21 protein-coding genes are annotated in these 24,932 nt (G+C 64.4%); 12 read left to right on the forward strand and 9 right to left on the reverse strand.

Going from position 1 to position 24,932, the window contains the following annotated elements; genetic code table 11:
- Positions 1-7: 7 nt before the first annotated feature.
- From L5014_RS04740 to L5014_RS04755, 4 genes are all read right to left on the reverse strand, one after another.
- A complete protein-coding gene (locus L5014_RS04740) occupies positions 8-322 on the reverse strand; it encodes a Zn-ribbon domain-containing OB-fold protein (protein ID WP_238462410.1) in 315 nt (104 codons plus the stop codon).
- Entirely contained in the window at positions 322-1,482 is a 1,161-nt protein-coding gene (locus tag L5014_RS04745) for a thiolase family protein (protein ID WP_238462411.1), read from the reverse strand. Before L5014_RS04745 ends, L5014_RS04740 begins: the two co-directional genes overlap by 1 nt.
- A 13-nt stretch (positions 1,483-1,495) precedes the next feature.
- On the reverse strand, positions 1,496-2,878 hold the full coding sequence (locus L5014_RS04750) for an MFS transporter (protein ID WP_238462412.1): 1,383 nt from the start codon (positions 2,876-2,878) through the stop codon (positions 1,496-1,498).
- Positions 2,879-2,969: 91 nt separating this feature from the next.
- Complete coding sequence (locus L5014_RS04755) at positions 2,970-4,658, reverse strand: ATP-dependent acyl-CoA ligase (protein ID WP_274389248.1); 1,689 nt, start codon at positions 4,656-4,658, stop codon at positions 2,970-2,972.
- 106 nt (positions 4,659-4,764) lie between these two features.
- On the opposite strand from L5014_RS04755, the gene L5014_RS04760 reads away from it, so the two are divergent.
- On the forward strand, positions 4,765-5,673 hold the full coding sequence (locus tag L5014_RS04760; protein WP_238462413.1) for a LysR family transcriptional regulator: 909 nt from the start codon (positions 4,765-4,767) through the stop codon (positions 5,671-5,673).
- Between the two features lie 710 nt (positions 5,674-6,383).
- On the opposite strand, the gene L5014_RS04765 is transcribed toward L5014_RS04760, so the two are convergent.
- Together L5014_RS04765 and L5014_RS04770 are read right to left on the reverse strand one after the other, a co-directional pair.
- Positions 6,384-7,613 carry a cyanate transporter gene (locus tag L5014_RS04765; protein ID WP_238462414.1) on the reverse strand — a complete coding sequence of 410 codons (1,230 nt, stop codon included), beginning with the start codon at positions 7,611-7,613 and terminating at the stop codon, positions 6,384-6,386.
- 68 nt (positions 7,614-7,681) lie between these two features.
- Positions 7,682-8,188 carry an Lrp/AsnC family transcriptional regulator gene (locus L5014_RS04770; RefSeq protein ID WP_238462415.1) on the reverse strand — a complete coding sequence of 169 codons (507 nt, stop codon included), beginning with the start codon at positions 8,186-8,188 and terminating at the stop codon, positions 7,682-7,684.
- A gap of 180 nt (positions 8,189-8,368) precedes the next feature.
- Here L5014_RS04770 and L5014_RS04775 point away from each other — a divergent pair, with 180 nt between their 5' ends.
- Positions 8,369-9,664, forward strand: coding sequence for a diaminopropionate ammonia-lyase (locus tag L5014_RS04775; protein WP_238462416.1), 1,296 nt, complete (start codon positions 8,369-8,371; stop codon positions 9,662-9,664).
- 31 nt (positions 9,665-9,695) lie between these two features.
- Entirely contained in the window at positions 9,696-10,859 is a 1,164-nt protein-coding gene (locus L5014_RS04780) for a M20 aminoacylase family protein (protein WP_238462417.1), read from the forward strand.
- 84 nt (positions 10,860-10,943) lie between these two features.
- Here L5014_RS04780 and L5014_RS04785 read toward each other — a convergent pair whose 3' ends face one another.
- Entirely contained in the window at positions 10,944-11,825 is an 882-nt protein-coding gene (locus L5014_RS04785) for an alpha/beta hydrolase (RefSeq protein ID WP_238462418.1), read from the reverse strand.
- 257 nt (positions 11,826-12,082) lie between these two features.
- Here L5014_RS04785 and L5014_RS04790 point away from each other — a divergent pair, with 257 nt between their 5' ends.
- Positions 12,083-12,523, forward strand: a complete 441-nt coding sequence (locus L5014_RS04790; RefSeq protein ID WP_238462419.1) for a hypothetical protein — start codon at positions 12,083-12,085, stop codon at positions 12,521-12,523.
- A gap of 261 nt (positions 12,524-12,784) precedes the next feature.
- Here the strand turns inward: L5014_RS04790 and L5014_RS04795 are convergent, their stop codons facing one another.
- Positions 12,785-15,070, reverse strand: coding sequence for an NADP-dependent malic enzyme (locus L5014_RS04795; protein ID WP_238462420.1), 2,286 nt, complete (start codon positions 15,068-15,070; stop codon positions 12,785-12,787).
- A gap of 124 nt (positions 15,071-15,194) precedes the next feature.
- Here L5014_RS04795 and L5014_RS04800 point away from each other — a divergent pair, with 124 nt between their 5' ends.
- The 8 genes from L5014_RS04800 (at position 15,195) to L5014_RS04835 (ending at position 23,195) form a co-directional block, all read left to right on the forward strand.
- Entirely contained in the window at positions 15,195-16,181 is a 987-nt protein-coding gene (locus L5014_RS04800; RefSeq protein WP_420800012.1) for a LysR family transcriptional regulator, read from the forward strand.
- A gap of 219 nt (positions 16,182-16,400) precedes the next feature.
- A complete protein-coding gene (locus tag L5014_RS04805; RefSeq protein ID WP_238462422.1) occupies positions 16,401-17,144 on the forward strand; it encodes an IclR family transcriptional regulator in 744 nt (247 codons plus the stop codon).
- Positions 17,145-17,306: 162 nt separating this feature from the next.
- On the forward strand, positions 17,307-18,359 hold the full coding sequence (locus L5014_RS04810) for a cyclase family protein (protein ID WP_238462423.1): 1,053 nt from the start codon (positions 17,307-17,309) through the stop codon (positions 18,357-18,359).
- 53 nt (positions 18,360-18,412) lie between these two features.
- Positions 18,413-19,114: an SDR family oxidoreductase gene (locus L5014_RS04815; protein WP_238462424.1), complete on the forward strand. Its 702-nt coding sequence runs from the start codon at positions 18,413-18,415 to the stop codon at positions 19,112-19,114.
- A 2-nt stretch (positions 19,115-19,116) separates the two neighbouring features.
- Complete coding sequence (locus L5014_RS04820) at positions 19,117-20,127, forward strand: 3-hydroxyacyl-CoA dehydrogenase (RefSeq protein WP_238462425.1); 1,011 nt, start codon at positions 19,117-19,119, stop codon at positions 20,125-20,127.
- Between the two features lie 85 nt (positions 20,128-20,212).
- A complete protein-coding gene (locus L5014_RS04825) occupies positions 20,213-21,541 on the forward strand; it encodes a short-chain fatty acid transporter (RefSeq protein WP_238462426.1) in 1,329 nt (442 codons plus the stop codon).
- A gap of 2 nt (positions 21,542-21,543) precedes the next feature.
- Positions 21,544-21,840, forward strand: coding sequence for a YciI family protein (locus L5014_RS04830; protein ID WP_238462427.1), 297 nt, complete (start codon positions 21,544-21,546; stop codon positions 21,838-21,840).
- Between the two features lie 131 nt (positions 21,841-21,971).
- Positions 21,972-23,195, forward strand: coding sequence for a polysaccharide pyruvyl transferase family protein (locus tag L5014_RS04835; RefSeq protein WP_238462428.1), 1,224 nt, complete (start codon positions 21,972-21,974; stop codon positions 23,193-23,195).
- A 215-nt stretch (positions 23,196-23,410) separates the two neighbouring features.
- On the opposite strand, the gene L5014_RS04840 is transcribed toward L5014_RS04835, so the two are convergent.
- Entirely contained in the window at positions 23,411-24,571 is a 1,161-nt protein-coding gene (locus L5014_RS04840) for a porin (protein ID WP_238462429.1), read from the reverse strand.
- Positions 24,572-24,932: the final 361 nt, after the last annotated feature.

The following is a 24,932-nucleotide window of genomic DNA, read 5'->3' on the forward strand; positions in this document are numbered from 1 at the left end:
GCCGGCCTCAACGCGGGTGGGCCAGAATGCGGCTCTCCTCGTCGACTTCGAGCAAGACGGTCTCGCCTTTGCGCGCCGCGGCTTCGAACCTTGCGATCACGACCGGCCCCGCATCGGTCTGAACGCTCGCGAGGTGCACGGCGCCCGGCTCGCGCGCCCCAACGCGGTGGCTCACGGTGGTCGCGGCGCGCACCGTGCCGCTCGACACCACCGGCTTCGTCCATTGAGCGCCGCCGCACGCGGGGCACAGGTAGCGCGCGGGAAATAGCGTGGTGCCGCACGCGGCACAGCGAAACACTTCGAGCTTCATGGTCTGTTTCATTACGAATGTCCTGCCGCTTCGAGCACCACGGCGTTCGCGCACATGCCGTAGCGGTACTCGACCATGCCATAGCCGCTCACCAGCGCGAGCCGTGCGCGCGCGACCTGGCGCTCGCCCGCCGTGCCACGCAGTTGCGTGAACGCTTCCACGAGGCCGTGCATGCCGCCCGCCGCCCCGGCCTGCCCCGCTGAAAGCTGGCCGCCCGAGGTGTTCACCGGCAGCGTGCGCGAGGCGATGCGCGCAATCAGCGCGCGCAGATCGCCGTCGGGCGCGAAACCCAGGTCCGCGAGCTGCACGAGCGCCATGACCGGATAGTCGTCGTAGACCGAGACCACGTCCATCCCGGCCGGCGTCGCCTGCGCCTCGCGCCAGAGTTCCGGGGCGAGCGCCGCCAGCGAAGTTTGCAGGCCGTCGCCCATCTGATGATCGGCGTTATAGCGGCATTGCAGCGCGCGCACGCGCACATGCCGCCCCGGCTTGACGAGATCCGCGCGCGCCACCACGACCGCATTCGCGCCGCACACCACCGGCACGCAATCGTAGCGGCCAAGCGGAGCGGCCACGACAGGCGCATCGAGATAATCGTCGAGCGTGAGCGGTGTGCGATAGACCGCGAGCGGATTAAGTGCGGCCCACGCGCGTTGCGCCACGCATAGCGCGCCATAGTCGGCGCGCGCGAGTCCGAAGCGCTCCGCGTGCTGTTGCGTGAGCATCGCGAACAACGCGTTCGGGCCGCCGCTTTCGAGCGGACGCAGCCAGGTCCGCGTGGTGAGGTTGTAGTGGTCGACCAGGCGCCTGAAATCGGCCGGCTCGAAACTGTCGCCCGACACCAGCACGATGACGTTCGCGTCGCCGCACTGGATCGCGCGAATCGCGTGTTGCAGCAGATTGATCGCGCTCGCGCCACCGTGGCAATCGTCCATGCACCAGCGCGGCGAGAGGCCGAGTCGCCATGCAAGATCGATCGCGTGATCGGGGCCCAAGGTGAACGACGCCACGCCCAGCCCGTCGATCTCGCGCGCGGCGAAGCCCGATTGCGCGAGCGCCGCCGAGAATGCCTGCGCGAGCAGATCGCCCGTCGAGAGGCCGCCCGCCTGACGGCGATAGGGCACCTCCACGCCCGCGCTCAGCAAGACGCCGTCGTATCCGCGTGATGACATTGGTTCGTCTTCCTTATCGTGCGCTGTTGTGTGTGCTGTTACGTGTGCCATCGCGCGCGGCGCTGCGTACCGTTTCCCGCGTGCACAACAACGCGATCACCGTAATCGCCCCCATCGCCATCAGCATCAGCGCGACGGGCCACGCCGCGTGATACTTCGCGAGCAACGCGGTGGCGACGAGCGGCGAAAGCCCGCCCGCGAACACCGAGGCAATCTCATGACCCAGCGCCATGCCCGAGTAGCGCACCTCGGTGCTGAATAGCTCGCCCATCAAGCTCGGCTGCGTGCCGATCATCGCACCATGGCACACCGCGTTGCCGAGCAGCAGCGCGAGCCAGATGAGCATGGGCGCCTTGGTGTCGAGCAGCCAGAAAAACGGAAACGCCACGACGATAAGGCCCACCGCGCCAATCAGATACACGGGCTTGCGGCCGATGCGGTCCGAGAGCCGGCCCCAGAGCAGCATCGCGCCGAGTTCCACCGTCATCGAGACCATCACGCCCGCGAGCATGACCGCGCCCGGCACGCCGATAAACTTGCCGTAGACCAGCGAGAACGCGAGGAAGATATACGAGCCGCCGTTCTCGGCCACGCGCAGCCCCATGGCGACCAGAATCGCGCGCGGATGCTTGCGGATCGCGTCGAGCACCGGCATGTGCGAGGTCTTGCCCGCTGCCTCGGACTTCGCGAATTCGGTGCTCTCAGGCAGCGTCGAGCGAATATAGACGCCCACGCCAAAGATGAGGATGGAGAGCAGGAACGGCACACGCCAGCCCCAGCTCATAAAGCTGTCGTGCGGCAGCATCTGCACGGCGAAGAACACCGCCGCCGAGAGCACGAAGCCGCCGCCCACGCCGATCTGGCTCCACGACGCGTAAAAGCCGCGCTTTTCGGGCGGTGCCGACTCGCTGATCATCAGCACGCCGCCGCCCCACTCGCCGCCCGACGCAATGCCCTGCACCACGCGCAGCAGCACGAGCAGCGCCGGCGCCCACAGGCCCACCTGGCCGTAGGTGGGCAAAAGGCCGATGAGGAAGGTTGCGCCGCCCATCAACGAGAGGGTCCAGACCAGCGCGCCCTTGCGCCCGTAGCGGTCGCCGATATGGCCGAACAGCACGCCGCCGAACGGGCGGGCCGCGAAGCCCACGGCAAAGCCCGCAAACGCCGCGAGCGTGCCGATGAGCGGATCGGTGCCGCGCGGAAAGAACAGCTCGCCGAACACGAGCGCCGCCGCCGTGCTGTAGAGAAAGAAGTCGTACCATTCGAGCGCGTTGCCCGCGACCGACGCCATCACGATGCGGCGCAAAGCGCGCGGATCGAGTGCATGCACACTCGTGCGCGCGTCTGCATGCGACGCGTCGGGTGCACCGGCGGAACAGGTTTGGGTGTTTGCCATGCTGCCTCCTCGTGCCTCTAATGGGCTCTCGTGACTTGCTGTGCCGCCGTGTCTCATGGGCGGCGATGGAAATGCTGCGCGCTCGCTGCGCTCAGGTCCGCCTGAGCCGGTAGCCCGACGTTTCAAGATCCCACGCGGTGGTGGTGATGCCGGTCTCGCGCAGCTTGTACTTCTGGATCTTGCCGTTTTCCGTGCGCGGCAGATCGGCCACGAAGTCGAGATAGCGCGGCACCGCGAAATACGGCAGACGCGGCTCGCAATAGCGAATCAGGGCGAGCGCATCGAGCGCCGCGCCTTCGCGCAGCACCAGCGCGGCCATGACTTCGTCCTCCGCAAACTCCGACTTCACCGCGTACACCGCGGCCGTCTCCACCGCCGGGTGACTCAACAACACCTGCTCTACTTCGTATGACGAAATATTTTCTCCACGGCGCCGGATGGCATCCTTGAGGCGATCGACGAAACGATAGTAGCCGCTCGCCTCGCGCACCACGCGGTCGCCCGTGTGAAACCAGAGGTTGCGCCACGCCTCCACGGTTTTCTCGGGCATGCCGAAATACCCGTTCGCGAAGGCGAACGGTGTGTCGGCGCGCAGGATCAGCTCGCCCGCCTCGCCGTCCGGCACTTCGCGGTCGTTGTCATCCACCACGCGCGCATCGAAACCGGGCACGAGCTTGCCCATATAGCCCGCGCGCTGATCGGCGACACCACCGCCGAGCACGAAGTTCGTCTCGGTCGAACCGTAACCGTCGAGCAGCGCGATGCCGCTGCGTTCGGTGAATTCCTGCTGGAAGTGCCCCGGCACGCCCGGCGCCAGCGCGATACGCACGCGGTGCGCCTGCTCCTGAGCGGACGCGCAGCGGCCCAGCAGAATCGGCACCATCGCGCCGAGCACGTAAGTCACGGTGGCGCGGGTTTCGATGAGCGAGGCGAAGAAACCGCTCGCCGAAAAGCGCCGGTCGGCGACCAGTTGCGCATCGGAAACTAGCGCCTGGAAGAACGCGTTAAGCGCGTTCGTATGAAAAAGCGGCAAGCACGTATAGAGCACATCGCCGGGCACCACGCCCAGATGCCCCGCCGTAAGGCGCGCCCACCAATAGAACTGCGCGTGCGGACAGATCACGCCCTTCGAGAGACCCGAGGTACCCGAGGTATAGAGAATCGCAAGCGCGTCGCCATCGCCGATGCACGGCGCGGCGAGCGGCTCGCCCAGCGGCGGCAAGGGCCATACCGCAATTTCGCGCATCGCCGGAGCGCCGGCCGCCGGCGTGCCTGCCACCGAAGCACCGGCCGCCGCAGCGCCGCTGCGGTTGTGCGTTTCGCCACCTTCGCCGCTCTCAATCAGCCAGATCGATTCAAGCGCATGCGTTTGCGCATCGATCGCGTGCACCGCGCCCACGAGATGCGTTTCGGCCACCATGAGGCGCGCGCCCGAATTGCGCAGGATATGTTCGAGTTGCATGCCGCGCGAAGCGGTGTTGATGGGCACGACCACGGCGCCCAGCCATCCGCAGCCCAGCACGATCTCCATGAACTCGCTACGATTCGTGCACAGCAGCGCGACGCGATCGCCGCGCCGGACACCGTGCGCGGCCAGCGCGCCCGCGCGCCGAGCCGCGATTTCGAGTGCCTGAGCGCCGCTCCAGCTTGCCTTGCGGTCCGAAAACAGTACAGCATCACCGTTGCGTGCCGCGCGCGCCGCCAGCAAGGCCGGCAAGGCAAGCGATTCCGCCTGCTCCATCTGCTCCGTCGCGCCGGCGAGCGCGGCGCCCGAGTTCATGCAGCCCATCAACCAGCCTCCTCGCGGTCTCACCAAATCGATGAGCCCAGTCTAGGTTTGGGCTAAGATATCTGTCAAATTCATCAATATTATCAACATCATAAACATGGCTGATTTCAACGAAGCCGACCTGAACCTGGTGCGCGTGTTTCAGGCGATCCTCGAAGAACGCAGTCTCACGCGTGCGGGCCAGCGTCTTGGCCTGTCACAACCGGCCATCAGCTATGCACTGGGGCGGCTGCGCGTGATGTTCGACGACCCGCTATTCGTTCGCTCTCCTGATGGCATGCTGCCCACGCCCACCGCGCAGCAACTCGCGCTGCCGCTCGGACGCGCGATTGCGTCGATACGCGAGGCGCTGCGTCACGGCGAGCCGTTCGATCCGGCCACCAGCTCGCGCGAATTCCATCTTTCGATGACGGACGCAGGCGAGCAGTTCTTCCTGCCGCCGCTATGCGAAATGCTTCAGCGCGTGGCCCCGCACGTGAAGCTGGAAGCGCGCCAGGCGCCCGTGGCCGAGGTGACCGAGCAGTTGCGCCTCGGGCAGCTCGATCTCGCCATCGGCAATCTGCCGGCGCTCAAGCCGCACACGCACAGCGCCCTGCTCTTCGACGAACCCTATGTGTGCATGACGCGCCGGCGCGCGGGGTTGCCTGCGCGGCGCATGTCGCGGGAGCGCTTTCTGGATATGCAGCACATCATGGTGGTATCGAGCGAGAGCAGCCACCGTACCATCAACGATTCACTGCGTGCGGCGGGCCTCGAACGCAAGATCGCGCTGCGCGTGCCGCATTTTTCGGTGGTGCCGCAAATTCTCCGGCGCACCGACTGGATGGTGGCCTTGCCGCGTCGCGTTGCGCGCTTTTTCAACGAGTACGATCAGTTCGTTATCTATGATTTGCCGGTGGATATGCCGAGTGTGGAGGTCACTGTGCATTGGCATGAGACTTTCGATAACGATGAAGGTAATCGTTGGTTTCGTGAGTTGACGGTTCAGACGCTGCGGAAGGTGTGAGGTGAGCTGGTTGCGCTGCGCGCGGGTTGTGAGTTTCCTTGTGTTTCCTTGTGTTTCCTCGTGTTTCCTCGTGTTTCCTCGTGTTTCCTCGCGCTTCCTCGCGTTTCCTCGCGTTTCCTCGCGTTTCCTCGCGTTTCCTTGTGATCGTGTCGGTCTATTAGCGTTGCCCCTGTGCGGGGCGGCACCTACTTTTCTTTGCCGCGGCAAAGAAAAGTAGGCAAAAGAAAGCCGCTCAAACCGCTAGTATGACGCCGTCCACCACTTGCCTGTAATCGGAGCGGTTCCGGAGCGTCTGCCACCACGCGCCGTACAACGAAGTGACTAAGGACTCATACCTCCGGCGGCGCTGCGCGCGCCGTGGGGCATAATCCAAAACCAGTGGGATGCATGCGAACCGATGCAGCGCATGCGCATTCAAATGCTTGGCAGTACGTGTGGTTTCCCGTGCAGACCCGACCGCTGCGCGCGTAGCGAGCAGCGGGATGAATGAGTCCTTTGTCACTCAGTTTAAAGGTGCGAGGTGACGGATGCCCCGGAACCGCTCCGATGATGGGCAAGTGGTGTACTGCGTCACACTGGCGGTTTGAGCCGCTTTCTTTTGCCTACTTTTCTTTGCGGCTGCAAAGAAAAGTAGGTGCCGCCCCGCACAGGGGCAACACTAATAGACCGACACGATCACAAGGAAACGCGAAAAAAAAATCGCGCCCAATCTAATTACGTACCACCACCCCCATCCCTTTCATACTGCTCCGATAGCTCGTGGGCGCGAAAACGGCGGTCAGCCCCGCCATCATGAAAACGATAGCGAGATGCATCAACCATGCGGTAGTAAAGCTCGCACCGGCATCGCGCAGCCAGCCAACCAGCCACGGTCCGCCGGCGGCGACCAGAAAACCCACCCCCTGCACGAAAGCCGCCAGTGCACCTGCGTGCCGTGCATCATGCAAATGATCGAGCGTCACAATCAGGCTCAGCGAGAAAAAGCCACCCAGTCCAAATCCCGCGCATGCTACCCATAGCGACGGCGAAAAGCCCGGCACGATCGCGAGGCCGGCGAAACCCAGGCCCTGGAGCCCCATCGTCAGCCACAGGATCTGGCGCCGGTCGTCGGAGCGGCGCGCGAGCATCGGCATCACGAATGCCGACGTCGCCTGGCACAAGGCCATCCACGCAAGCAGGTTGCCGCTTGCCTGCGGGCTCGTGCCCAGTTGGCGATAAAAGGACGGCAGCCATGTGACGAGGCTCGAAAAGCCGCTGTTCGTAAGGCCGAAAAATATCGCCAGCTCCCACGCGCGCCGATTGCGGACGAAGCGCGCAACCGACGGCGGCTTGCCGGCGACGGCGGCCGTGTCGTGCGGTGCGCGCGCCAGCCACAGCGCGAGCATGCCGAAGGCCGGTACGGCCCAGATCGCGAGCGCGAAATGCCAGCCGGCATGGGCCGCGAGCCACGGGCTCGCTACGGCGCCGATCGCGCCTCCGCCGACGAGCGACGCCGAATAGAGACCCATCGCGACCGGCACGCGATGAGGGAACCAGTGCTTCGTGATGCCAGGCATCAGCGCCTGGATCGCCGCGACGCCCGTGCCCGCGATCCCCGCGCTGACGATGAGGCTCGTTCCGCTGCTCACCCAACCGCGCAACGCGCAGCCGAGCGCGAGCAGCGACAGCGCGAACGCAAGCGAGCGCCGTTCGCCGAAGCGCCCCGCCAGCCCGAAGCCGAACCAGCCAATCACGCCCATCAGCAGGAACGGCAGCGTGGTCAGCAGCGCCGCAGAGCGGAATGTGAGGCCCGTGTCGTGGCGCAAGAGATCCAGTACGGGGCCGACCGAGGTCAGGAACGGGCGCAGATTGAGGCCCACGAGCACCAGCATGGCCAGCGCACCGGCCGATGCGCGGACCGCATGCGAGCACGCCGTGTTCGAGGTAGAGGAATTGGACATCGTCGCTTCGCTGCTTGTTGTGGGCATCGGTGCTTCGGGATTATTCATGGTCGTAGCGCGACTTCACCTCAACCTTCGTCCTGCGCAACCGGCGCAATCGGCGCAATCGGCGCAATCGGCACTTCGAGCCCGACCTTCACGCGGCTCATGCTCACGAGCGTCTTGAAGCGCTTCACGTTGTTATTCGAAAAGAACAACTGGCGCGTGAGTTCAGTGTACTGATCCATATTGCGCACCGCGAGAATCAGAACGAAATCCCATTCGCCCGCCACGTAATAGCACTGCTGAATCTGCGGGCACTGTGCGAACGTGCGCTTCATGGCGTCGAGCAGATCGATCTGCTCGCTTTCCACTTCGACGGTCACGACAATCGTAATGGGATGGTCGACCTTTTCGGGCGCAACGATCGCCGCGTAGTGATCGATCACGCCTTCGTCGGCGAGGCGCCGCAGCCGGCGGTTCACCGCAGCAGTCGAGAGATTCACGCGCGCGCCCAGTTCGTTCTGCGGAACCTGCGCGTCGCGCTGCACCTCCATCAGCAGCTTGCAGTCGAAAGAGTCGAGATGGGTCGCCATTTACGTGAGGTCCGCTATTACCCGTTATTCCCTAGGGAAGATCGATATTTTTTTGCGCGTGCAGCCGCAATTATGAGACTTTTTCGCGCTCCCTGCGCAATATCATCTCTGGGTCGGCGGCGTTCGCGCCGCACATTCAAATCGTCGAGGCCATGCCCGGCCCAGCAGGAGCAACGTCACATGCCGATCGCCAATCCCCGCGCCGCTCGCAGTTATCCCGAGACGCTGCGCGCCATCCTGAACATGAAATCCGGCGATGAAAGCCGCGCGTGGCTCTCGAACTGGGCGTTGATCAACGCGGAGCCGACTCCACTTTGGGACCTGCCCCACGCTGCCGCGCAACTCGGCATTGCGCGACTCGCCGTGAAAGACGAATCGCTGCGCTCTCCGCTGGGCAGTTTCAAGGCGCTCGGCGCGCCCATTGCGCTGATGCGGCTGATCGTGCGCCTCTGGCCCACTCATGACATCGATCCGAAAGCGTTGATCGAAGGCCGCAATCGCGAGTTGGTGTCGAACCTCACGGTCATCAGCGCCACCGACGGCAACCACGGCAAAGCGCTTGCCGCAGCGGCCCAGTCGATCGGATGCCACTGCGTGATCGTCCTGCACGCGAACGTCAGCGCGGAACGCGAGCAGGCCATTGCGGCCTATGGTGCGCGCATCGTGCGCATCGCCGGCAATTACGACGAATCGGTCGAGCATGCGGCCCAACTCGCAAAGACCAATGGCTGGCATGTCGTGTCCGATACTTCATACGAAGGCTATGAAGCGATTCCGCGCGATGTGATGCAGGGTTACGGCACGATTGCGGCGGAAATCATCGAGCAATCGTGCGCGGCGGCGAGCGAGCCCGCTTTCACTCACGTCTTCCTGCAAGGCGGCGTGGGCGGACTCGCCGCCGGCGTCGCCAGCTACCTGTGGGAGCACTATGGCGCGAATCGCCCGCGCTTCATCGTGGTCGAGCCACGGCAGGCCGATTGCCTCTATCAAAGCGCGCTCGCGGGACGCGCCGCGAAAGCCACGGGATCGGTCGACTCGGTAATGGCCGGCCTCGCGTGCGGAGAGGCATCGCCGCTCGCATGGCAGATCCTTCAAGCGTGCGTCGACGACTTCATGCTGATCGAGGACGACGACGCCGTGGCGGCCATGCGCACGCTCGCCGCCGTCGCCGTAGCAAGCACCGGCGCAGGCACCGACGCAGGCACCGACGCGGACACCGACGTGCCCATCGTTTCCGGCGAATCGGGTGCCGCCGGCCTGGCTGGCCTTGCGAAGCTGATGCGCGACCCCGCCCTCGCCCGTGCGGTGGGACTGGGCGCCCAGTCGCGCGTCCTGCTGATCAGCACCGAAGGCGCGACGGCGCCCGGCGTTTATGCGGAACTCGTTGGCGTGCCCGCAGAAACCGTGGCCGCGCGCCGCAACGAATGGACCGCGCGATTGAACGCACAACGTGCCATGCAACTGGCGCACCAATAAACCGGCATTGACGATCGACGAGAACGAATCCATGGAAAGCACGCTGCAAGGCCAACTCAAGAGCTGGCGCCGGCATCTGCACCAACGCCCGGAAACCGGCTTCGAGGAAGTCAATACGTCCGACTATGTTGCGAGCATCCTCAGGACGCTGGGCCTCGAAGTCCATCGCGGCATTGGCGGCACCGGGCTCGTGGCGAATCTCACGGTCGGCAGCGGCAAGCGCGTCATCGGCCTGCGCGCCGACATGGATGCGCTGAACATCGCCGAATGCGCGCCCGGTCGCGAGCATGCTTCGCTCAACGCGGGAAAAATGCATGCGTGCGGACACGACGGCCATATGTCGATGATCCTCGGCGCCGCTCGCCTGCTGGCCGAACGGCGCGATTTCGACGGCACCGTGCGCTTTATCTTCCAGCCCGCCGAGGAGCACGGCCGCGGCGCCAAGGCGATGATGGCGGACGGCCTGTTCGAACGGTTTCCCGTGGACGCGATTTTCGGTGCGCACAATATGCCCGGCATGCCGGCCGGCAGCTTTGCGACACGCGCGGGCGGCATCATGGCGAGCGAGGATAACTTCGTTATCCATATCAAGGCGCGCGGCACGCACGCGGCGCGCCCGCATATGGGCGTGGACCCCATCGTGATCGCGTCGCAAATCGTGCTCGCGTTGCAGACCATCGTTTCGCGCAATCTCGACCCCAGCCTGCAAGCCGTGATTTCATGCACGGAGTTCATCACGGACGGCATCCGCAATGTCATTCCGTCGAACGTGCTCATCAAGGGCGACACGCGCAGCTATTCGAAAGCGGTGCAAACGCTGCTCGAGACGCGCATGCGGGAAATCAGCGTGGGCATCTGCGCGACGCACGGCGTGGAGTGCGGCTTCGAATACACGCACGAATTCGCGCCAACGGTCAATTCGCCCGAATATGTGGAGGTTGCCGTCAACGCCGCGCGCAATGTGGCCGGCGAATCGGCCGTCGATGCGAACGTCCAGCCGATGATGATCTCTGAAGATTTCGGCGCTTTTCTTCAGGCCGTTCCCGGCAATTTCGTCTTTATCGGCAACGGCGATGTGCCGGAGCGCGGAGGCGTGCCGCTGCATAACGCGAGCTACGATTTCAACGACGACATCCTGATGACCGGCGCGCGCTATTTCGCGGAACTCGCGCGGCTTGAATTGCCGGTTCGCTGAGCGCCGCGATCAAGGCCACGCTTAATACCGCGCCTAATACCGCGCCTAATACCACGATTAATACCGCGATTAATGCCACGCTTATCAGGCCTTCTGCGCGAACGGACGCCACCCGTCGTGCCGGAACGCCGTGGCGAAAAACAAGACCTGATAGCGGATCGCGTTCGACCAGTACGACCACGTATGTCCGCCGGGACGCTCCACATAATCGTGCGGCACGCCCAGCGCAATGAGCTTGTCGTGCAGCACGCGGTTCGACTGCACGAAATAATCGCTCACGCCGCAGTCGATCGTGAGCGCGATATGCGCATGCTCGAAGCTGCTCGCGCCCTCCACGATGGCGTTGCGGGTCCAGAAGTCGGCGTGGCGCGCGGGATCGCCGAATACGCGCTCGATGCCGGGCTCATCGTCGCAATTGCGCGGATCGACCGCGCCGCTGATGCTGCCGGCCGCGCCAAACGTCTCCTGATGATCGAGCGCGATGCGCAGCGCGCCGAAGCCGCCCATGCTCAGGCCCGTGATCGCTCGCCTCTCGCGCGAGGCGAGCGTGCGGAAGTGCGCGTCGATATACGACACCACTTCGGTGCCCACATAGGTTTCGTAGCGGCTCGCGGGATCGAACGGGCTGTCGATATACCAACTCTCGCGGCCGCCGTCCGGCATCACGAGCATCACGTGATAGCGGTCCGCCAGCTTGCCGATCCGCGTGTTCGAGGTCCAGTCCGCATGGTTGCCGCCCGAGCCGTGCAGCACGTAGATCACCGGATAGCGCGTCGCCCCGCTGCTGCGCGCGTAATCGTCGGGCAGCACCACGGTGGCGCCGAATGCGCGGTGCATCGCCGCGCTGGGGATCGAGACCACTCTCGTCTGAAAAGCCCAGCCTGGAATACTCACGCATAGCCCAAACAGCGAGGCCAGAAACAGCGCGAGAAACTTGAGGGGTCGAAACGCGCGGGCGGTATGCATGAGTGGTCGCTCTGGTTCAGACTGCCACGAAATACCACGAGGTACAGCACGACGGACACAACGGCTGCAACGACTCTAGCAACGGCCACTTACAACCAAATTTCGACGAACCCTACGACTACATTTACGCGCGGCACGGATTATGAAAGCCGGGATTATTTTGTTACACCTCTTACCCGAGCCACCCCCACCCGTTACAGAGACCTTTCATGCGGGTCGCTATACTCAGCACCGGCTCAAAAACAAGTGGATTATCCATGTCGAAGAAAATTATCCCGATGGTTGCGATTGCGGCACTGGCCGCTGCGGTTTCGTTGCCCGCCACGGCTGGCGACATGAATAACGCGCTGGGCGGCGGGCTTGGCGGCCTGGCCGGCGCGGCGATTGGCGGCGCGGTGGGCGGCCCCACGGGTTCCGTGATCGGCGGCGCAGTGGGCGGCGGCGCAGGCGGCGCGGTCACGTCGAACCGTCGGGAACGCACGGGCGCCATCATCGGCGGCGCACTGGGCGGCGGCGCGGGCACGGCAGCGGGCAACGCCATGGGCGGCCGCGGCGGTGGCCTCGTTGGCGCGGCGCTGGGCGGCGGCGCAGGTGCAGCGCTTGGCGGCAATATCTCGCGCTCCAATTCCTACGCCAACGATTACTCGCGCGGCTATCACGGCCATCATCACCATCACAAGCACCGCGATTGGGATTAATGCGGGATCAAGCCCGCACTGGGCTTGAAATATCCGCGACTTACTTGCCAGCGCTTCTAACTCGTTGCGCTGCGCAACGGGCGCCTCAGACCCAGCGGCATTGTTACGACGAAAGCCGTAACGCCGCCTGTTCTCGATGCAATGGCGATAAAAAAGGCAGCGGCCCTTGCGGAGCGCTGCCTTCCTTCGCTGCCTTCCCTATATCAACCGCGTCATCAACGGCGCGCCACCTGCGCGCGCGCCTGGCTCAATCGGTCACAATCAATCGCGATTGGCCTGGAGCACCGTCAATGCGGTCATATTGATGATGCGTCGCACCGTCGAGCTCGAGGTGAGCACGTTCACCGGCGCATTCACGCCAAGCAGGAACGGCCCGACCGCCACGTTGCTGCCCGCGCCGGTCTTCAGCAGGTTGTACGCGATGTTCCCCGAATCCACGTTCGGGCACACCAGCAGGTTCGCCGCGCCCTTGAGCTTCGAATGCGGCAGGATGCGCTGGCGCAGGGCTTCGTCGAGCGCGCAGTCGCCGTGCATCTCGCCGTCCACTTCCAGATCCGGATTCTGCTCGGTCACGAGCTTGAGCACTTCGCGCATCTTCGAGCCCGAAGCCGAGCTGCCCGAGCCGAAGTTCGAGCGCGACAGCAGCGCGACCTTCGGTGCGAGATTGAGCCATTCCATCTGGCGCGCCGCCGCCAGCGTGAATTCGGCGATCTGCTCGGCGTTCGGGTTGTCGTTGACGTGCGTGTCCACGATGGCGACCGTGCGCTTGTCGAGCAGCAGGATGTTCATCGCCGCGTAGGTCTTCGCGCCGCGACGCATGCCGATCGCTTCATCGACGAAACGCAGGTGGTCGTGATACGCGCCCACCGTGCCGCAGATCATGCCGTCCGCGTCGCCGAGGCGCACCATCATCGCGCCGATCAGCGTGAGGCGGCGGCGCATTTCCACGCGCGCCATTTCCTTCGAGATGCCATCGCGGCAACGCAGTTCCCAATACGTGGTCCAGTACTGGTGGAAACGTTCGTCGTACTCAGGATTCGTCACTTCCACATCTTCGCCCAGCTTCAGGCGCAGGCCGAACTTCTCGATGCGGGCCAGCAGCACTTCGGGGCGGCCGATCAGGATCGGACGTGCGAGCTTCTCGTCGACGATCACCTGCACCGCGCGCAGCACGCGCTCTTCCTCGCCTTCCGCGAACACGATGCGCGCCTTCGCGCCGTCACGCACGAACTGCTTGGCCGCCGCGAAGATCGGCTTCATGAACGCGCCCGAGTGGTAGACGAACTGTTGCAGCTCGTTCGTGTAGGCGCTGAAGTCGTCGATGGGACGCGTCGCCACGCCGTCTTCCATTGCGGCCTTCGCCACCGCCGGCGCGATGCGCACGATGAGGCGCGAATCGAAGGGCCGCGGAATCAGATACGTCGGGCCGAAGCGCAGATCGTAAGCGCCGTAGGCTGCGGCCACCGAGTCATTGACCTCTTCTTCGGCGAGCTTCGCGATCGCATGCACCGCCGCGATCTCCATGTTGCGCGTGATGGTCGTTGCGCCCACATCGAGTGCGCCGCGGAAAATGTACGGGAAGCACAGGACATTGTTGACCTGGTTCGGGAAGTCCGAGCGGCCCGTGGCGATCACCGCGTCCGGGCGCGCTTCGAGCGCAACCTCGGGGAAGATTTCCGGCGTGGGGTTGGCGAGCGCAAGAATGAACGGCTGGTCCGCCATCTTCTTGACCATTTCCGCCTTGAGCACGCCGCCAGCGGAGAGGCCGAGGAACACGTCCGCGCCTTCGATCACTTCGGCAAGCGAGCGCGCGGAGGTGTCCTGCGCGAAGCGCTCCTTGTCCGGGTCCATCAGCTCGGTACGGCCCTGGTAGACCACGCCTGCGAGATCGGTCACCCAGATGTTCTTGAGCGGCAGTCCCAGATCCACCATCAGGTCCAGACACGCGAGTGCCGCCGCGCCTGCGCCCGAGGCCACGACCTTGACCTTCGAAATGTCCTTGCCCACCACTTTCAGGCCGTTCAGGAACGCAGCCGAAACGGTGATGGCGGTGCCGTGCTGATCGTCGTGGAAGACCGGAATCTTCATGCGATCGCGCAGCTTGCGCTCGACCGTGAAGCAGTCCGGCGCCTTGATGTCTTCCAGATTGATGCCGCCGAACGTCGCTTCGAGGCTCGCGATGATGTCGACGAGCTTGTCGGGGTCGCTTTCGGTGACTTCGATGTCGAACACGTCGATGCCCGCGAACTTCTTGAAGAGCACCGCCTTGCCTTCCATGACCGGCTTGGAAGCCAGCGCACCGATATTGCCGAGGCCCAGCACCGCCGTGCCGTTCGTGATCACGCCCACCAGATTGCCGCGCGCCGTGTAGCGGAACGAGTTCTGCGGATCGGTGACGATTTCCTCGCAGGCCACCGCCACGCCCGGCGTATAGGCGAGCGCGAGATCGCGCTGGGTGACGAGCGGCTTGCTCGCCGTGACCGAGATCTTGCCCGGGGTGGGGAATTCGTGATACTCGAGGGCGGCCTGACGTTCGGTCTTGTTCATGTTCCTCACTCCAATATGGTTCCGGCGCCGTGGCAGCGCGCCGGTTGCGTTCGAATGAGGCAGATTCTAGAGAGCCGGCATAACGACCCCATTTTGATTTAGTATGGGGCCATTATTTTTTCTGATGCCCCTGGAACCGCGGATCGTGTCATTCAGTACCGAAGAAGTAACGAGGCGCCTGAACACGCGCCTGAAAATGCGCCATCTGGTGCTGCTCCTGCAGATCCGCCAGCACGGCTCGCTCACGCGGGTAGCCGAGCACATGGCCACCAGCCAGCCGGCCGTGACCAACGCGCTGGCCGAGATGGAGAGCATGTTCGGTGCGCCGCTATTCGACCGCTCGCCGCGCGGCATGACGCCTACGGCGCTCGGCAATGTCGTGCTGGCCCGCGCGCAGGCCATGCTGCACGATCTCGATCATCTCGCGCGTGACATCGAAGCGGTGCAGGCGGGCCACGCCACGCGGCTGCATGTGGGCGTGATCCCGTTTATTTCGGGGCGCACGCTTGCCGCGGCCATCCGGCTCGCGCAGTCGCGCCTGCCGCAGCGCGTGACCATGACGATCCACGAGGGCACGACCGATACGCTGCTACCGCGCCTGCGCGACCACACGCTCGACCTCGTGATCGGGCGCGCTTCATCCACCGCCGACGTGAGCCAGGTGCGCTTCGACGTGCTGTATCAGCAGACGCCGCGCTTGATCGCGAGCCGGCGCCTCGCCGCGCGGCTCGGGCGCAGCAAGTCGAGCTGGCAGAAGCTCGCGGAACTCGAATGGATCCTGGGCGCGCCGAACACGCCCATGCGCGAGCAGATCTCCGACCTGTTCCTGCATGCGGGCGTGGCGCCGCCCGTGCCGGTCATGGAGAGCTATACGTCGCGGCTGATTGGCGAAATGATTGCGGCGAACGAGAACGCCGTGTCGATCGTGCCCGCCGATATTGCCGAGGAACTCGTGCATATCGCGGGCGTGGCGATCGTGCCGTATACCTTCGACTGGACGCTGCCGCCCATCGCCCTGTTCACGCGCGCGGGCGTGCAGCGCGAAGTGGATACCGTGTTCGGGCAGGCGCTGCGCGAACTGTATCTGGAGGTGGAGGCGGGGCGGCGGTGAGGCGCACCGCCCCCTCAATCCCGCAACCCCGCCCCACCCCTCAAACCCGCCCCCCTCAAACCCGCATGCTGCCCGTGTTTCTCATGCGAAACACGCCGAACTTCGCTGCTTTCCGATGCGAAACACGCCGCTTCGGCGGCCAGGCCGTCGGTCGCGTGATTTAGGTGTTTACCCGCGAGCGTATTGTCAGCGCATTATCGATATGTCGATAATGTTCTCATGGATGTGAAAACTGCAGTGCGCGTCTTCGACGTGATCAACCTCTTTGCCGAAGTCCGGCAACCCATGATCTACAGCGAGATCGCGCGTCGAACCGAGATTCCCCTATCGAGCTGCCACGCGCTGTTGCAGACGATGGTGGCCAAGGGCTACCTCTACGCACCGGGCGTGAAGGCGGGCTATTACCCCACGCAGCGCCTCTTGCATGTCGCACGCGACATCTGCAACGAGGACCCGCTCACGCTGATGTTCCAGCCGCTGCTCGCCACGCTGCGCGACGCAACCGGCGAGACAGCCGCGCTGGCGACGCTCGCGGGCAATCGCGTCGTCTATCTCGACGTGATGGAGTCGCGCCAGAAGATCCGCTACAGCGACGAACCGGGCGGCTTCATGTCCGTCACGAGCGCGGCCGGCAAGGCGCTGCTCGGGGCGCTGGCGCCCACGCCACGGCGCAAGCTGCTCGACAGCAGCGAGCCGTTGACGGTAGCGCCCGGCGGCTCGTTCGTTGATCGCGCAACGTTCGAGCGCGAGATCGAACAAGGCGTGACGGACGGCTGGCATCGCTCGACGGGCGAAAGCATCGAGGACGTGGCCGGCCTCGCGCGGGGCTTTCTGATTCACGGCGAAGCGTTCGCGCTCGTCATCGGCGCGCCCAAGGCACGCCTCCTGAGGAACGAGCAGCAGGCCGTGCAGGCGCTGCTCGAGGTATTCGCGCAAATCCCGCCGTCGCTGCTGGCCGCCTGAGGGCTCGCTTGCAGCGCCAGCGCGGGTGACGGCGCACATCGGCATGGCAAGGGTTGCGCCAGTGCGCTTTGGCCGCGCGGTGCACGACGCCGTGCACTACGCAGCGCACGACGCAGTGCGCGGCCTTGCCGGCTGCGCGGCAAGGATGTGGAGGAACGAAGCATGCGTTGGAAGAACCGGCCGAAAGGCTCGAACTGGGGCGACTTCGGCCCCGACGATCAGTTGGGCCGCCCCAACCTCATCGGTGCGGAGCAGGTGCTCAAGGGCGCGCGCGAAATTCGCGCGGGGCTCACCTTCACGCTTTCGCTGCCGCTCGACTTTCCCGGCGAGAGCAAGCTCAACGTGCGCCGCCATCCCCCCGTGCTGCGCCCGACCTTCCGCGACGGCCTGCCCTATGTGAACTTCCCGTTCGCGCGCAATCAGCCGGACGCCACCGATGTCGTGAGCGACGACCAGGTGCTGCTCTCGCTGCAATATTCGACGCAATGGGATTCGCTCGCGCACGTGGGCGCGCGCTTCGACGCCAACGGTGACGGCGTGGCCGAAAGCGTCTATTACAACGGCTATCGCGCGAACCAGGACATCGTCGGCCCGATGGAATACCGCGCGCAAAGCGGTTTCGAGCCGCACGCCTGCGGCGGCGAGCACAGTCACGCCGATGTGCTCGGCATCGAGAACCTCGCGGTGAAGGGCATGCAGGGCCGCGGCGTGCTGATCGATCTGGCCGCGCATTTCGGGCGCGAATTTCGCACGGTCGGCTACGACGACCTCATGCGCGTGATGCAGGCGGATCAGGTCGAAGTGGAGCCCGGCGACATGCTCGTGCTGCGCACCGGCTTCGCCGAAATGGTGCTGGAGATGAACCGTCAACCCGACGAGACCGTGCTCGCGAGCCATTGCAGCGCGCTCGACGGCCGCGACGAACGCCTGCTGCAGTGGATCACCGACTCGGGCATTGCCGCGCTCGCCGCCGACAACTACGCGGTCGAGCGCTATCCCGCGCGCAAACCCGCCACGCCAGGCGAGCACCCGCTCATGCCGCTGCACCACCACTGTCTCTTCAAACTGGGCCTGCCGCTCGGCGAACTCTGGTATTTGCGCGATCTCGCCGCGTGGCTGCGCGAGCACCAGCGCTCGCGCTTCATGCTCACCGCGCCGCCGCTGCGGCTGCCGGGCGCGATGGGCTCGCCGGTCACGCCGGTCGCCACCGTCTGAAATCATTCAGTATTCCATGATTTTTTCGAGCAACCTCGACCCGCATTCCCGACATGGCTAAAGAACGAGTTTTGATCACCGGCGGCGCCGCCGGTATCGGCGCCGCGTGTGCTGCCCGCTGCGAGGCAGACGGCTATGAAGCGGTCGTGATCGACCGTGTGGGCAACGGCATCATCGCCGATCTCTCCGACACGCAGGCCACGGCTGACGCGCTCGCGCAAGCACTCGCAGGCGGCCCGATCACACGCCTTGTCAATAACGTGGGCGTCGTGGTTCCGGCCGATGCCGAGCATCAGACGCTCGAAGAGCTGGAGCGCGCGTGGGCGCTCAACGTGCGCTGTGCGCAGCAGTGCATGCAGGCGCTGCTGCCCGGCATGAAGGCTGCGGGTTTCGGGCGCATCGTCAACATGTCGTCGCGCGCCGCGCTCGGCAAGGAGCTGCGCACCGCGTACTCGGCCACGAAGGCCGCGCTCATCGGCATGACGCGCGTCTGGGCGCTGGAGCTCGGCGCGTTCGGCGTGACCGCCAACGCCATCGGCCCGGGCCCCATCCGCACCGAACTCTTCGACCGCGCCAACCCGCCCGGCGCGCCGCGCACCCAGGCCATCATCGACGCGGTGCCGGTGAAACGCGTCGGCACGCCCGACGATGTCGCGCACGCGGCCTCGTATCTGCTCGACGCGCGCAGCGGCTTTGTCACGGGCCAGGTGCTCTATGTATGCGGCGGCATGACAGTTGGTGTCGCGGGAGTCTGACGATGGAACCCATCGACCGTTCCGAAGTGCATCACGTCGATCACGCGCAGGCCGCCCAGCAGCATGACAGCCGGCGCGCCGGCATCGTTGGCGGAGGCAGCATCGGCGTGGCGTTCGCGCTGCAGTTCGCGCGCGCGGGCTGGCGTGTGCGCCTCTTCGACCCCGACGAAGCGCGCCGCGCGGCTGTGCCCGCCGAAATCGCCGCGCGTCTCGCGGACCTCACACATTTCGCGCTGATCGACGAAAGCGCGGCGCAAATCGCTGCACGCGTGGAGGTGGTCGCCACGCTCGAAGCCGCAGCCGCCAACGCCGATCTCGTGCAGGAATGCGCGCCCGAGCGCGCCGAACTCAAGCGCGAGCTCTTCGCTCAACTCGACCGCGTGGCGCCGCCGCATACGATACTCGCGAGTGCATCGTCGTTTCTCGCGACGTCGAAATTCGTCGACGAAACCTTGCCGGGCCATGCGCGCTGCCTCGTCGCGCATCCGGGCAATCCGCCCTATCTCGTGCCCGTGGTCGAGATCGTGCCCGCACCGTTCACGTCCCCCGCCGCAACCACGCGCGCCATCGCGCTCTATCGCGAAGCAGGCCTCCTGCCCGTGCGCGTAAAAAAGGAAGTGGCCGGCTTCATCTTCAACCGGCTGCAAGGCGCGGTGCTGCGCGAAGCGTATTGCCTCGTGCGCGACGGCGTGGCCTCGGTCGACGACATCGACACGGTGATGCGCGAAGGGCTCGCGCCGCGCTGGTCCGTGATCGGCCCGTTCGAGACCGTCGACCTGAACACGCGCGGCGGCATTGCCTCGCATGCGCAGAAGATGGGGCCATCGTATGAACGCATGGGCGCCGAGCGCGGTCAGCACGACCCGTGGACGCCCGAACTCGTCGCGCAGGTGGAAGCCGCGCGGCGCGCGGCGCTGCCGCTCGATCAATGGGATGCGCGCGTGGCCTGGCGCGACCGCCAGCTCATGCGTCTCGCGAAGCATCGCAAAGCCATTCCGCCCGCCGAGGATTGACTCATAGGCGAACCACACTGCTCGCGTGAGCACGACGTCACCGCGAGAGAGACCAGAACTACTACGACCTGGAAGAGACAGACTCATGCAAAGAATCACCGCGTTTTTTACCGAGCTGATGCGCCGGTACTTGCCCGATCCATTCGTGTTCGCGATCGGCCTCACATTGCTCACGATGGTACTGGCCGTGACCGTGCAAGGTCAGGCCATTACCGCGCTCACCACGAGCTGGGGCAAGGGCTTCTGGGCCCTGCTCGCCTTCACGACGCAGATGGCCGTGATTCTCGCCATGGGCTACGTGCTCGCGACCGCCCCGCTCACCGACCGCTTGCTCGACCGCCTCGTCTCGCATGTGAACTCGCCGCGCATGGCCATCATCGTTGCAACGCTGGTGGGCGGTGCCGGTAGCTGGCTGAACTGGGGCTTCGGCCTCGTGGTGGGCGGCATCGTCGCGCGCAAGCTCGCGATGCGCGTGAAAGGCGTGCACTATCCGCTCATCATCGCGTCGGCATACAGCGGCTTCACACTCTACGGCCTCGGTCTTTCCGCCAGTATTCCCGTGCTGATCTCCACCAAGGGCCACCCACTCGAAGCACAGATGGGCGTTATTCCGCTCTCCGAAACGATTTTCTCGCACGCCATGCTCATCACGAGCCTCGTGACCATCGTCACGCTGCCGCTCCTGAACGCCTGGCTGCATCCGAAGCCGGGCCAGCCGGTAAAGGAGATCGATCGCGCGCACGAGACAGCGCCCAAGGCTGCCGCCCCAGTGCTCGAGATCGACGAAAGCGGCACGCTTGCGCATCGCCTGAACAACAGCCGCCTGCTGAGCTACGTGATCGGCCTGATCGGCATGGGCTATGTGGCGCTGCACTTCGTCCAGGGCGGCTCGATCGACCTGAACCTCATCAACTTCTTTATTCTGTTTCTCGGCATCCTGCTGCTCGGCACGCCGATCCGCTACGTCGAAAAGCTCAATGAAGGCATTCGCACGATCAGCGGCATCATTCTTCAGTATCCGTTCTATGCGGGCATCATGGCGATCATGGCGTCCTCGGGGCTCGTCAACACGCTCTCCTCGGCCTTCGTGAAAGTTGCCACGCCTGGCACGCTGCCGTTCTGGGGCTTGGTCAGTTCGTTCGTCATCAACTTCTTCGCGCCCTCGGGCGGCGGCCACTGGGTCATCCAGGGACCGTTCATGATCGAGGCGGCCAAGACGATTGGCGCATCCGTGGGCCACACCTCCGTTGCCGTGATGCTCGGCAACGCCTGGAACGATCTCGTGCAGCCGTTCTGGATCCTGCCGGCGCTCGCGCTTTCGCGACTCAAGCTCAAGGACATCATGGGCTATACGGTCATCATGATGTTCTGGATCGGCATCGTCTATTCGGTGGCGATTCTCGCCTGGGGCTGACCATGCCATTTCTGATCGAGACATTCGACAAGCCGGACCACGCCAACGTGCGAGCACGCGAGCGCGCGGCGCACCTGGCCTACCTCGCGAAGCACGAGCCGCTGCTGCTCGCCTGCGGCGCCAAGCTCAACGACGACGGATCGACGGCAGGCGGCGGCATCTATATCGTCGACCTGGACACGCGCGAAGAAACCGAGCGCTTTATCGCCGAAGACCCGTTTTCGCTTGCGGGGCTCTTCGAACGCGTGAGCATCGTCCGCTGGCGCAAGGCCTACGTGGACGGTGTGTCTTATCTCTGAGCGAGCGCGGAGCCTATTGGCGCGACGCAGCGCCATGAGCGCAGTACCATAGTCTTTCGGCGGGGCGTACCGGGGCGGGCCGGTACGACTCCGGGCTCCGGGCTCCGCCTTCATGACGCCGAGGCTCGCTCATGCCACCTCACCCGAATGCGCCAGCGCGCACGGTTTTATTCGGCGCGTTTGACCGCCACAATTTCGGCGACCTGCTGTTTCCACACGTTCTCGAGCGCATGCTTGCGCCGCGCTCCGTGTGCCACGCGGGGCTAGCGACACGCGATCTGCGCGCCTGTGGCGGTCACGCCGTGCGCGCGTTCGGTGCGCTTGCCGCTGCCGCGCGCGATATTCCGCTGAACGTCGTCCACGTGGGCGGCGAATTGCTGACCTGCGATGCGTGGGAAGCCGTGGTCATGCTTTCGCCTCCGGGCAGCACGCAAACGCTAATCGCGCAAGAAAAGGCCTGGAAAGACGATCCTTTGGCATGGGCGCAGATACACACAGGCGTGGCGGCGCGAGCGCCTTATCTGCTTTCCAGAGCCGCGTTTGCGCAAGTGCAGATCGATACACTCCTGTTCCATGCGGTTGGCGGCGTGGATCTTGAGCGTCGCGATGCACCATTCCGTGCAGAGGTGCTAGAAAAACTCCGGCACGCCGATCATCTGAGCGTGCGCGACCGGCAAACCCGGGATCAATTGCGTGTGCAAGGCATCGACGCACAACTCATTCCCGATCCCGCCGTCATGGTGGCCGAGTTGTTCGGCGCGCGGATTTCGAACCGTGCCGCGCAAGGCGCCGTAAAAACCGTCTTGCAGACCTTCCCGCAAGGCTATATCGCGATCCAGTTCGACGCGGGCTTCGGCGACGACGCCACACTGGACAGACTCGCGTGCGAGATCGCACGGGCGGCGCGGAAAACGAAATTCGGCATCGTGCTGTTTCGCGCAGGAGCCGCGCCCTGGCATGACGACCTCGACATCTATGGCCGCCTTGGCGCGCGCATCGAAGGCACGCCCTTTAGCGTGTTCGCTTCGCTAAATCTCTGGGATATCTGCGCGCTGATCGCCCACAGCCGCATCTATTGCGGAAGCAGTCTGCATGGCAGGATAGTCGCGATGGCATTCGCGCGGCCTCGCATCAATCTCGCTCACGCAGCGGACGCGACGCGGCCAACCAGGCAAGCCGCTTTCGCGGCAACGTGGGAGCCAGCGGAGATCGCCGCAACGGCGAACGCACACGAGGTCGCAGAGGCCATAGAGACGGCGCTGAATGTCGACGCGGCGTTATTGCGACACACGGCGGACGACCTCGTAGGCCGCTACCGAACAGCGTTCGAAACGTTTGACACGTTCATCGAGTAATTCGCATGCCAAACGAATCGAACGTGTAAAGCGAGCCCATGGATCGAACCCACAAAGCGAGCCCACAAAAAACAACCGGCCCGCCGGCGAAATGTGCCTCGTGAGCACATTTCGCAAGGCGGGCCGGCCATGCTTCTTTGCGGAAAACGCGAGAGAGGACCGGCCGATCCGCCGCTCGCGCTTTACCGGATTCCGATCAGACGACCGGGCTTCGATTAGAAGCGGTGACGCAGACCAACCGTTGCAGCGACCTGGTTCGGCGTGGTCGACGGCGACAGCGTGTTGATCATTGCAACGTTCGAAACGCCGTTCAGCTGGCCAGAAGCGTGCTGATAAACGCCTTCGACGTAGACGTCGGTGCGCTTCGAGAGCGAGTAGTCGGCTTGCAGCGAAACGGTGTGCCACTTCGGATCAGCCGAACCCACGTTGCTCGTGAGCTTGCCGTCCGTGAACGTGTACGACGCATCCAGGCTCAGAGCCGGCGTCAGTGCGTAGGCGCCGTTCAGCTCGAAGTTGTCGAGGCGCAGGCCCGTGTTCGGCTGCGTGAACGCGATTTGCGTGCTGCCGCCCTGGCCGCCAGCGATCAGGCCTTGGTATTGCGTGTGGGTCCACACGAAGCCCACCGTTGCCGGGCCATACGTGTAGTTCACGCCCGCACCGAAGGTGCGCTGCGTTTCAGCCGACAGGTTGAAGTTGTTGCCGCTGCCTGCCGAGTTCGCGCCGTTCGTGTTGCTGTTCGTGCGCGAGTTGTTCATCTGGAGGTAAGCAGCCGCGAAGTTCAGCGGGCCGTTGCCATACGATGCGCCAACGCTCCATGCGCGGTTGTTCGCGAACTGGCCAGCGTCGTTGCTGAAGCCGTACAGGCCGCCGAACTTGAAGCCAGCGTAGTTGGCGCTCGAGTACTTGACCGCGTTCTTGATCGAGAACGAGTGGTCGAGGTTATCGTTGTCGAACGGGTGAGCAGCCATGTTGTTGCCGAAGCCCGAACCTGCTTCCGAGAGCGGCGACAGGTAGTCGACCATCGAATCGTACTGGCGGCCCAGCGTCAGTGCACCGTACTGGTCGCTCTTCAGACCGACATAAGCCTGGCGGTTGAACATCGTGCCGGCTTCGGTGTCACGGCCGTTGTTCAGGTTGAAGCCGTTTTCCAACGTGAAGATCGCATGCAGACCGCCACCGAGGTCTTCGCTGCCCTTCAGGCCGAAGTACGTGTCGGACAGGGCGCCGCTGCCCTGGTTCCATGCTGCGTGGCCGCCAGCATTGTTCGCGTAGACGATACCCGCATCCAGCGAACCGTACAGCGTGACGCTGCTTTGTGCGTGAGCCGAAACTGCGAACGCGCTCAGGACGCCCGCGATGATCAAAGTGTTCTTCATGACTTTCCTAATGTGACATTCAGACCGCGCTGAAGTGGCCCGGGTACTGGAACCACCCCGGCAATCTCGGAGCGAAGTTTAAGTGCCAATCCATCAGGAACGGTCTGCTCACACCTTGGAACAGACAATTGCAGAATCTGGAAATATCGGCGATTTCAGGCTTAAAACCTTGTACAGAAAGGAAAATTCCAGACCATGCCGTCATCGGGCTGTCATGAACGTGTGGCAATCACGCTACGTCGCTGCTAAATCGGCGATTTGGATTATTGTTGAATTCGCACCAATTACGACCTGACCTGCGTGCCAGTATTCCGCGGTCTGAAAAACTCCGGAGCAGTTAATACAGACTTTTAGGGGTGGC

Origin of the sequence: Paraburkholderia tagetis (genome assembly GCF_022213065.1) — a bacterium.
In the GTDB taxonomy this organism is placed as follows: domain Bacteria; phylum Pseudomonadota; class Gammaproteobacteria; order Burkholderiales; family Burkholderiaceae; genus Paraburkholderia; species Paraburkholderia tagetis.

Bases quoted from the DNA above. Each gene is read 5' to 3' on its own strand.
- L5014_RS04740 (WP_238462410.1), bottom strand. From the start codon at position 322: ATGAAACAGACCATGAAGCTCGAAGTGTTTCGCTGTGCCGCGTGCGGC.
- L5014_RS04745 (WP_238462411.1), bottom strand. From the start codon at position 1,482: ATGTCATCACGCGGATACGACGGCGTCTTGCTGAGCGCGGGCGTGGAG.
- L5014_RS04750 (WP_238462412.1), bottom strand. From the start codon at position 2,878: ATGGCAAACACCCAAACCTGTTCCGCCGGTGCACCCGACGCGTCGCAT.
- L5014_RS04755 (WP_274389248.1), bottom strand. From the start codon at position 4,658: ATGAACTCGGGCGCCGCGCTCGCCGGCGCGACGGAGCAGATGGAGCAG.
- L5014_RS04760 (WP_238462413.1), top strand. From the start codon at position 4,765: ATGGCTGATTTCAACGAAGCCGACCTGAACCTGGTGCGCGTGTTTCAG.
- L5014_RS04765 (WP_238462414.1), bottom strand. From the start codon at position 7,613: ATGTCCAATTCCTCTACCTCGAACACGGCGTGCTCGCATGCGGTCCGC.
- L5014_RS04770 (WP_238462415.1), bottom strand. From the start codon at position 8,188: ATGGCGACCCATCTCGACTCTTTCGACTGCAAGCTGCTGATGGAGGTG.
- L5014_RS04775 (WP_238462416.1), top strand. From the start codon at position 8,369: ATGCCGATCGCCAATCCCCGCGCCGCTCGCAGTTATCCCGAGACGCTG.
- L5014_RS04780 (WP_238462417.1), top strand. From the start codon at position 9,696: ATGGAAAGCACGCTGCAAGGCCAACTCAAGAGCTGGCGCCGGCATCTG.
- L5014_RS04785 (WP_238462418.1), bottom strand. From the start codon at position 11,825: ATGCATACCGCCCGCGCGTTTCGACCCCTCAAGTTTCTCGCGCTGTTT.
- L5014_RS04790 (WP_238462419.1), top strand. From the start codon at position 12,083: ATGTCGAAGAAAATTATCCCGATGGTTGCGATTGCGGCACTGGCCGCT.
- L5014_RS04795 (WP_238462420.1), bottom strand. From the start codon at position 15,070: ATGAACAAGACCGAACGTCAGGCCGCCCTCGAGTATCACGAATTCCCC.
- L5014_RS04800 (WP_420800012.1), top strand. From the start codon at position 15,195: ATGCCCCTGGAACCGCGGATCGTGTCATTCAGTACCGAAGAAGTAACG.
- L5014_RS04805 (WP_238462422.1), top strand. From the start codon at position 16,401: ATGGATGTGAAAACTGCAGTGCGCGTCTTCGACGTGATCAACCTCTTT.
- L5014_RS04810 (WP_238462423.1), top strand. From the start codon at position 17,307: ATGCGTTGGAAGAACCGGCCGAAAGGCTCGAACTGGGGCGACTTCGGC.
- L5014_RS04815 (WP_238462424.1), top strand. From the start codon at position 18,413: ATGGCTAAAGAACGAGTTTTGATCACCGGCGGCGCCGCCGGTATCGGC.
- L5014_RS04820 (WP_238462425.1), top strand. From the start codon at position 19,117: ATGGAACCCATCGACCGTTCCGAAGTGCATCACGTCGATCACGCGCAG.
- L5014_RS04825 (WP_238462426.1), top strand. From the start codon at position 20,213: ATGCAAAGAATCACCGCGTTTTTTACCGAGCTGATGCGCCGGTACTTG.
- L5014_RS04830 (WP_238462427.1), top strand. From the start codon at position 21,544: ATGCCATTTCTGATCGAGACATTCGACAAGCCGGACCACGCCAACGTG.
- L5014_RS04835 (WP_238462428.1), top strand. From the start codon at position 21,972: ATGCCACCTCACCCGAATGCGCCAGCGCGCACGGTTTTATTCGGCGCG.
- L5014_RS04840 (WP_238462429.1), bottom strand. From the start codon at position 24,571: ATGAAGAACACTTTGATCATCGCGGGCGTCCTGAGCGCGTTCGCAGTT.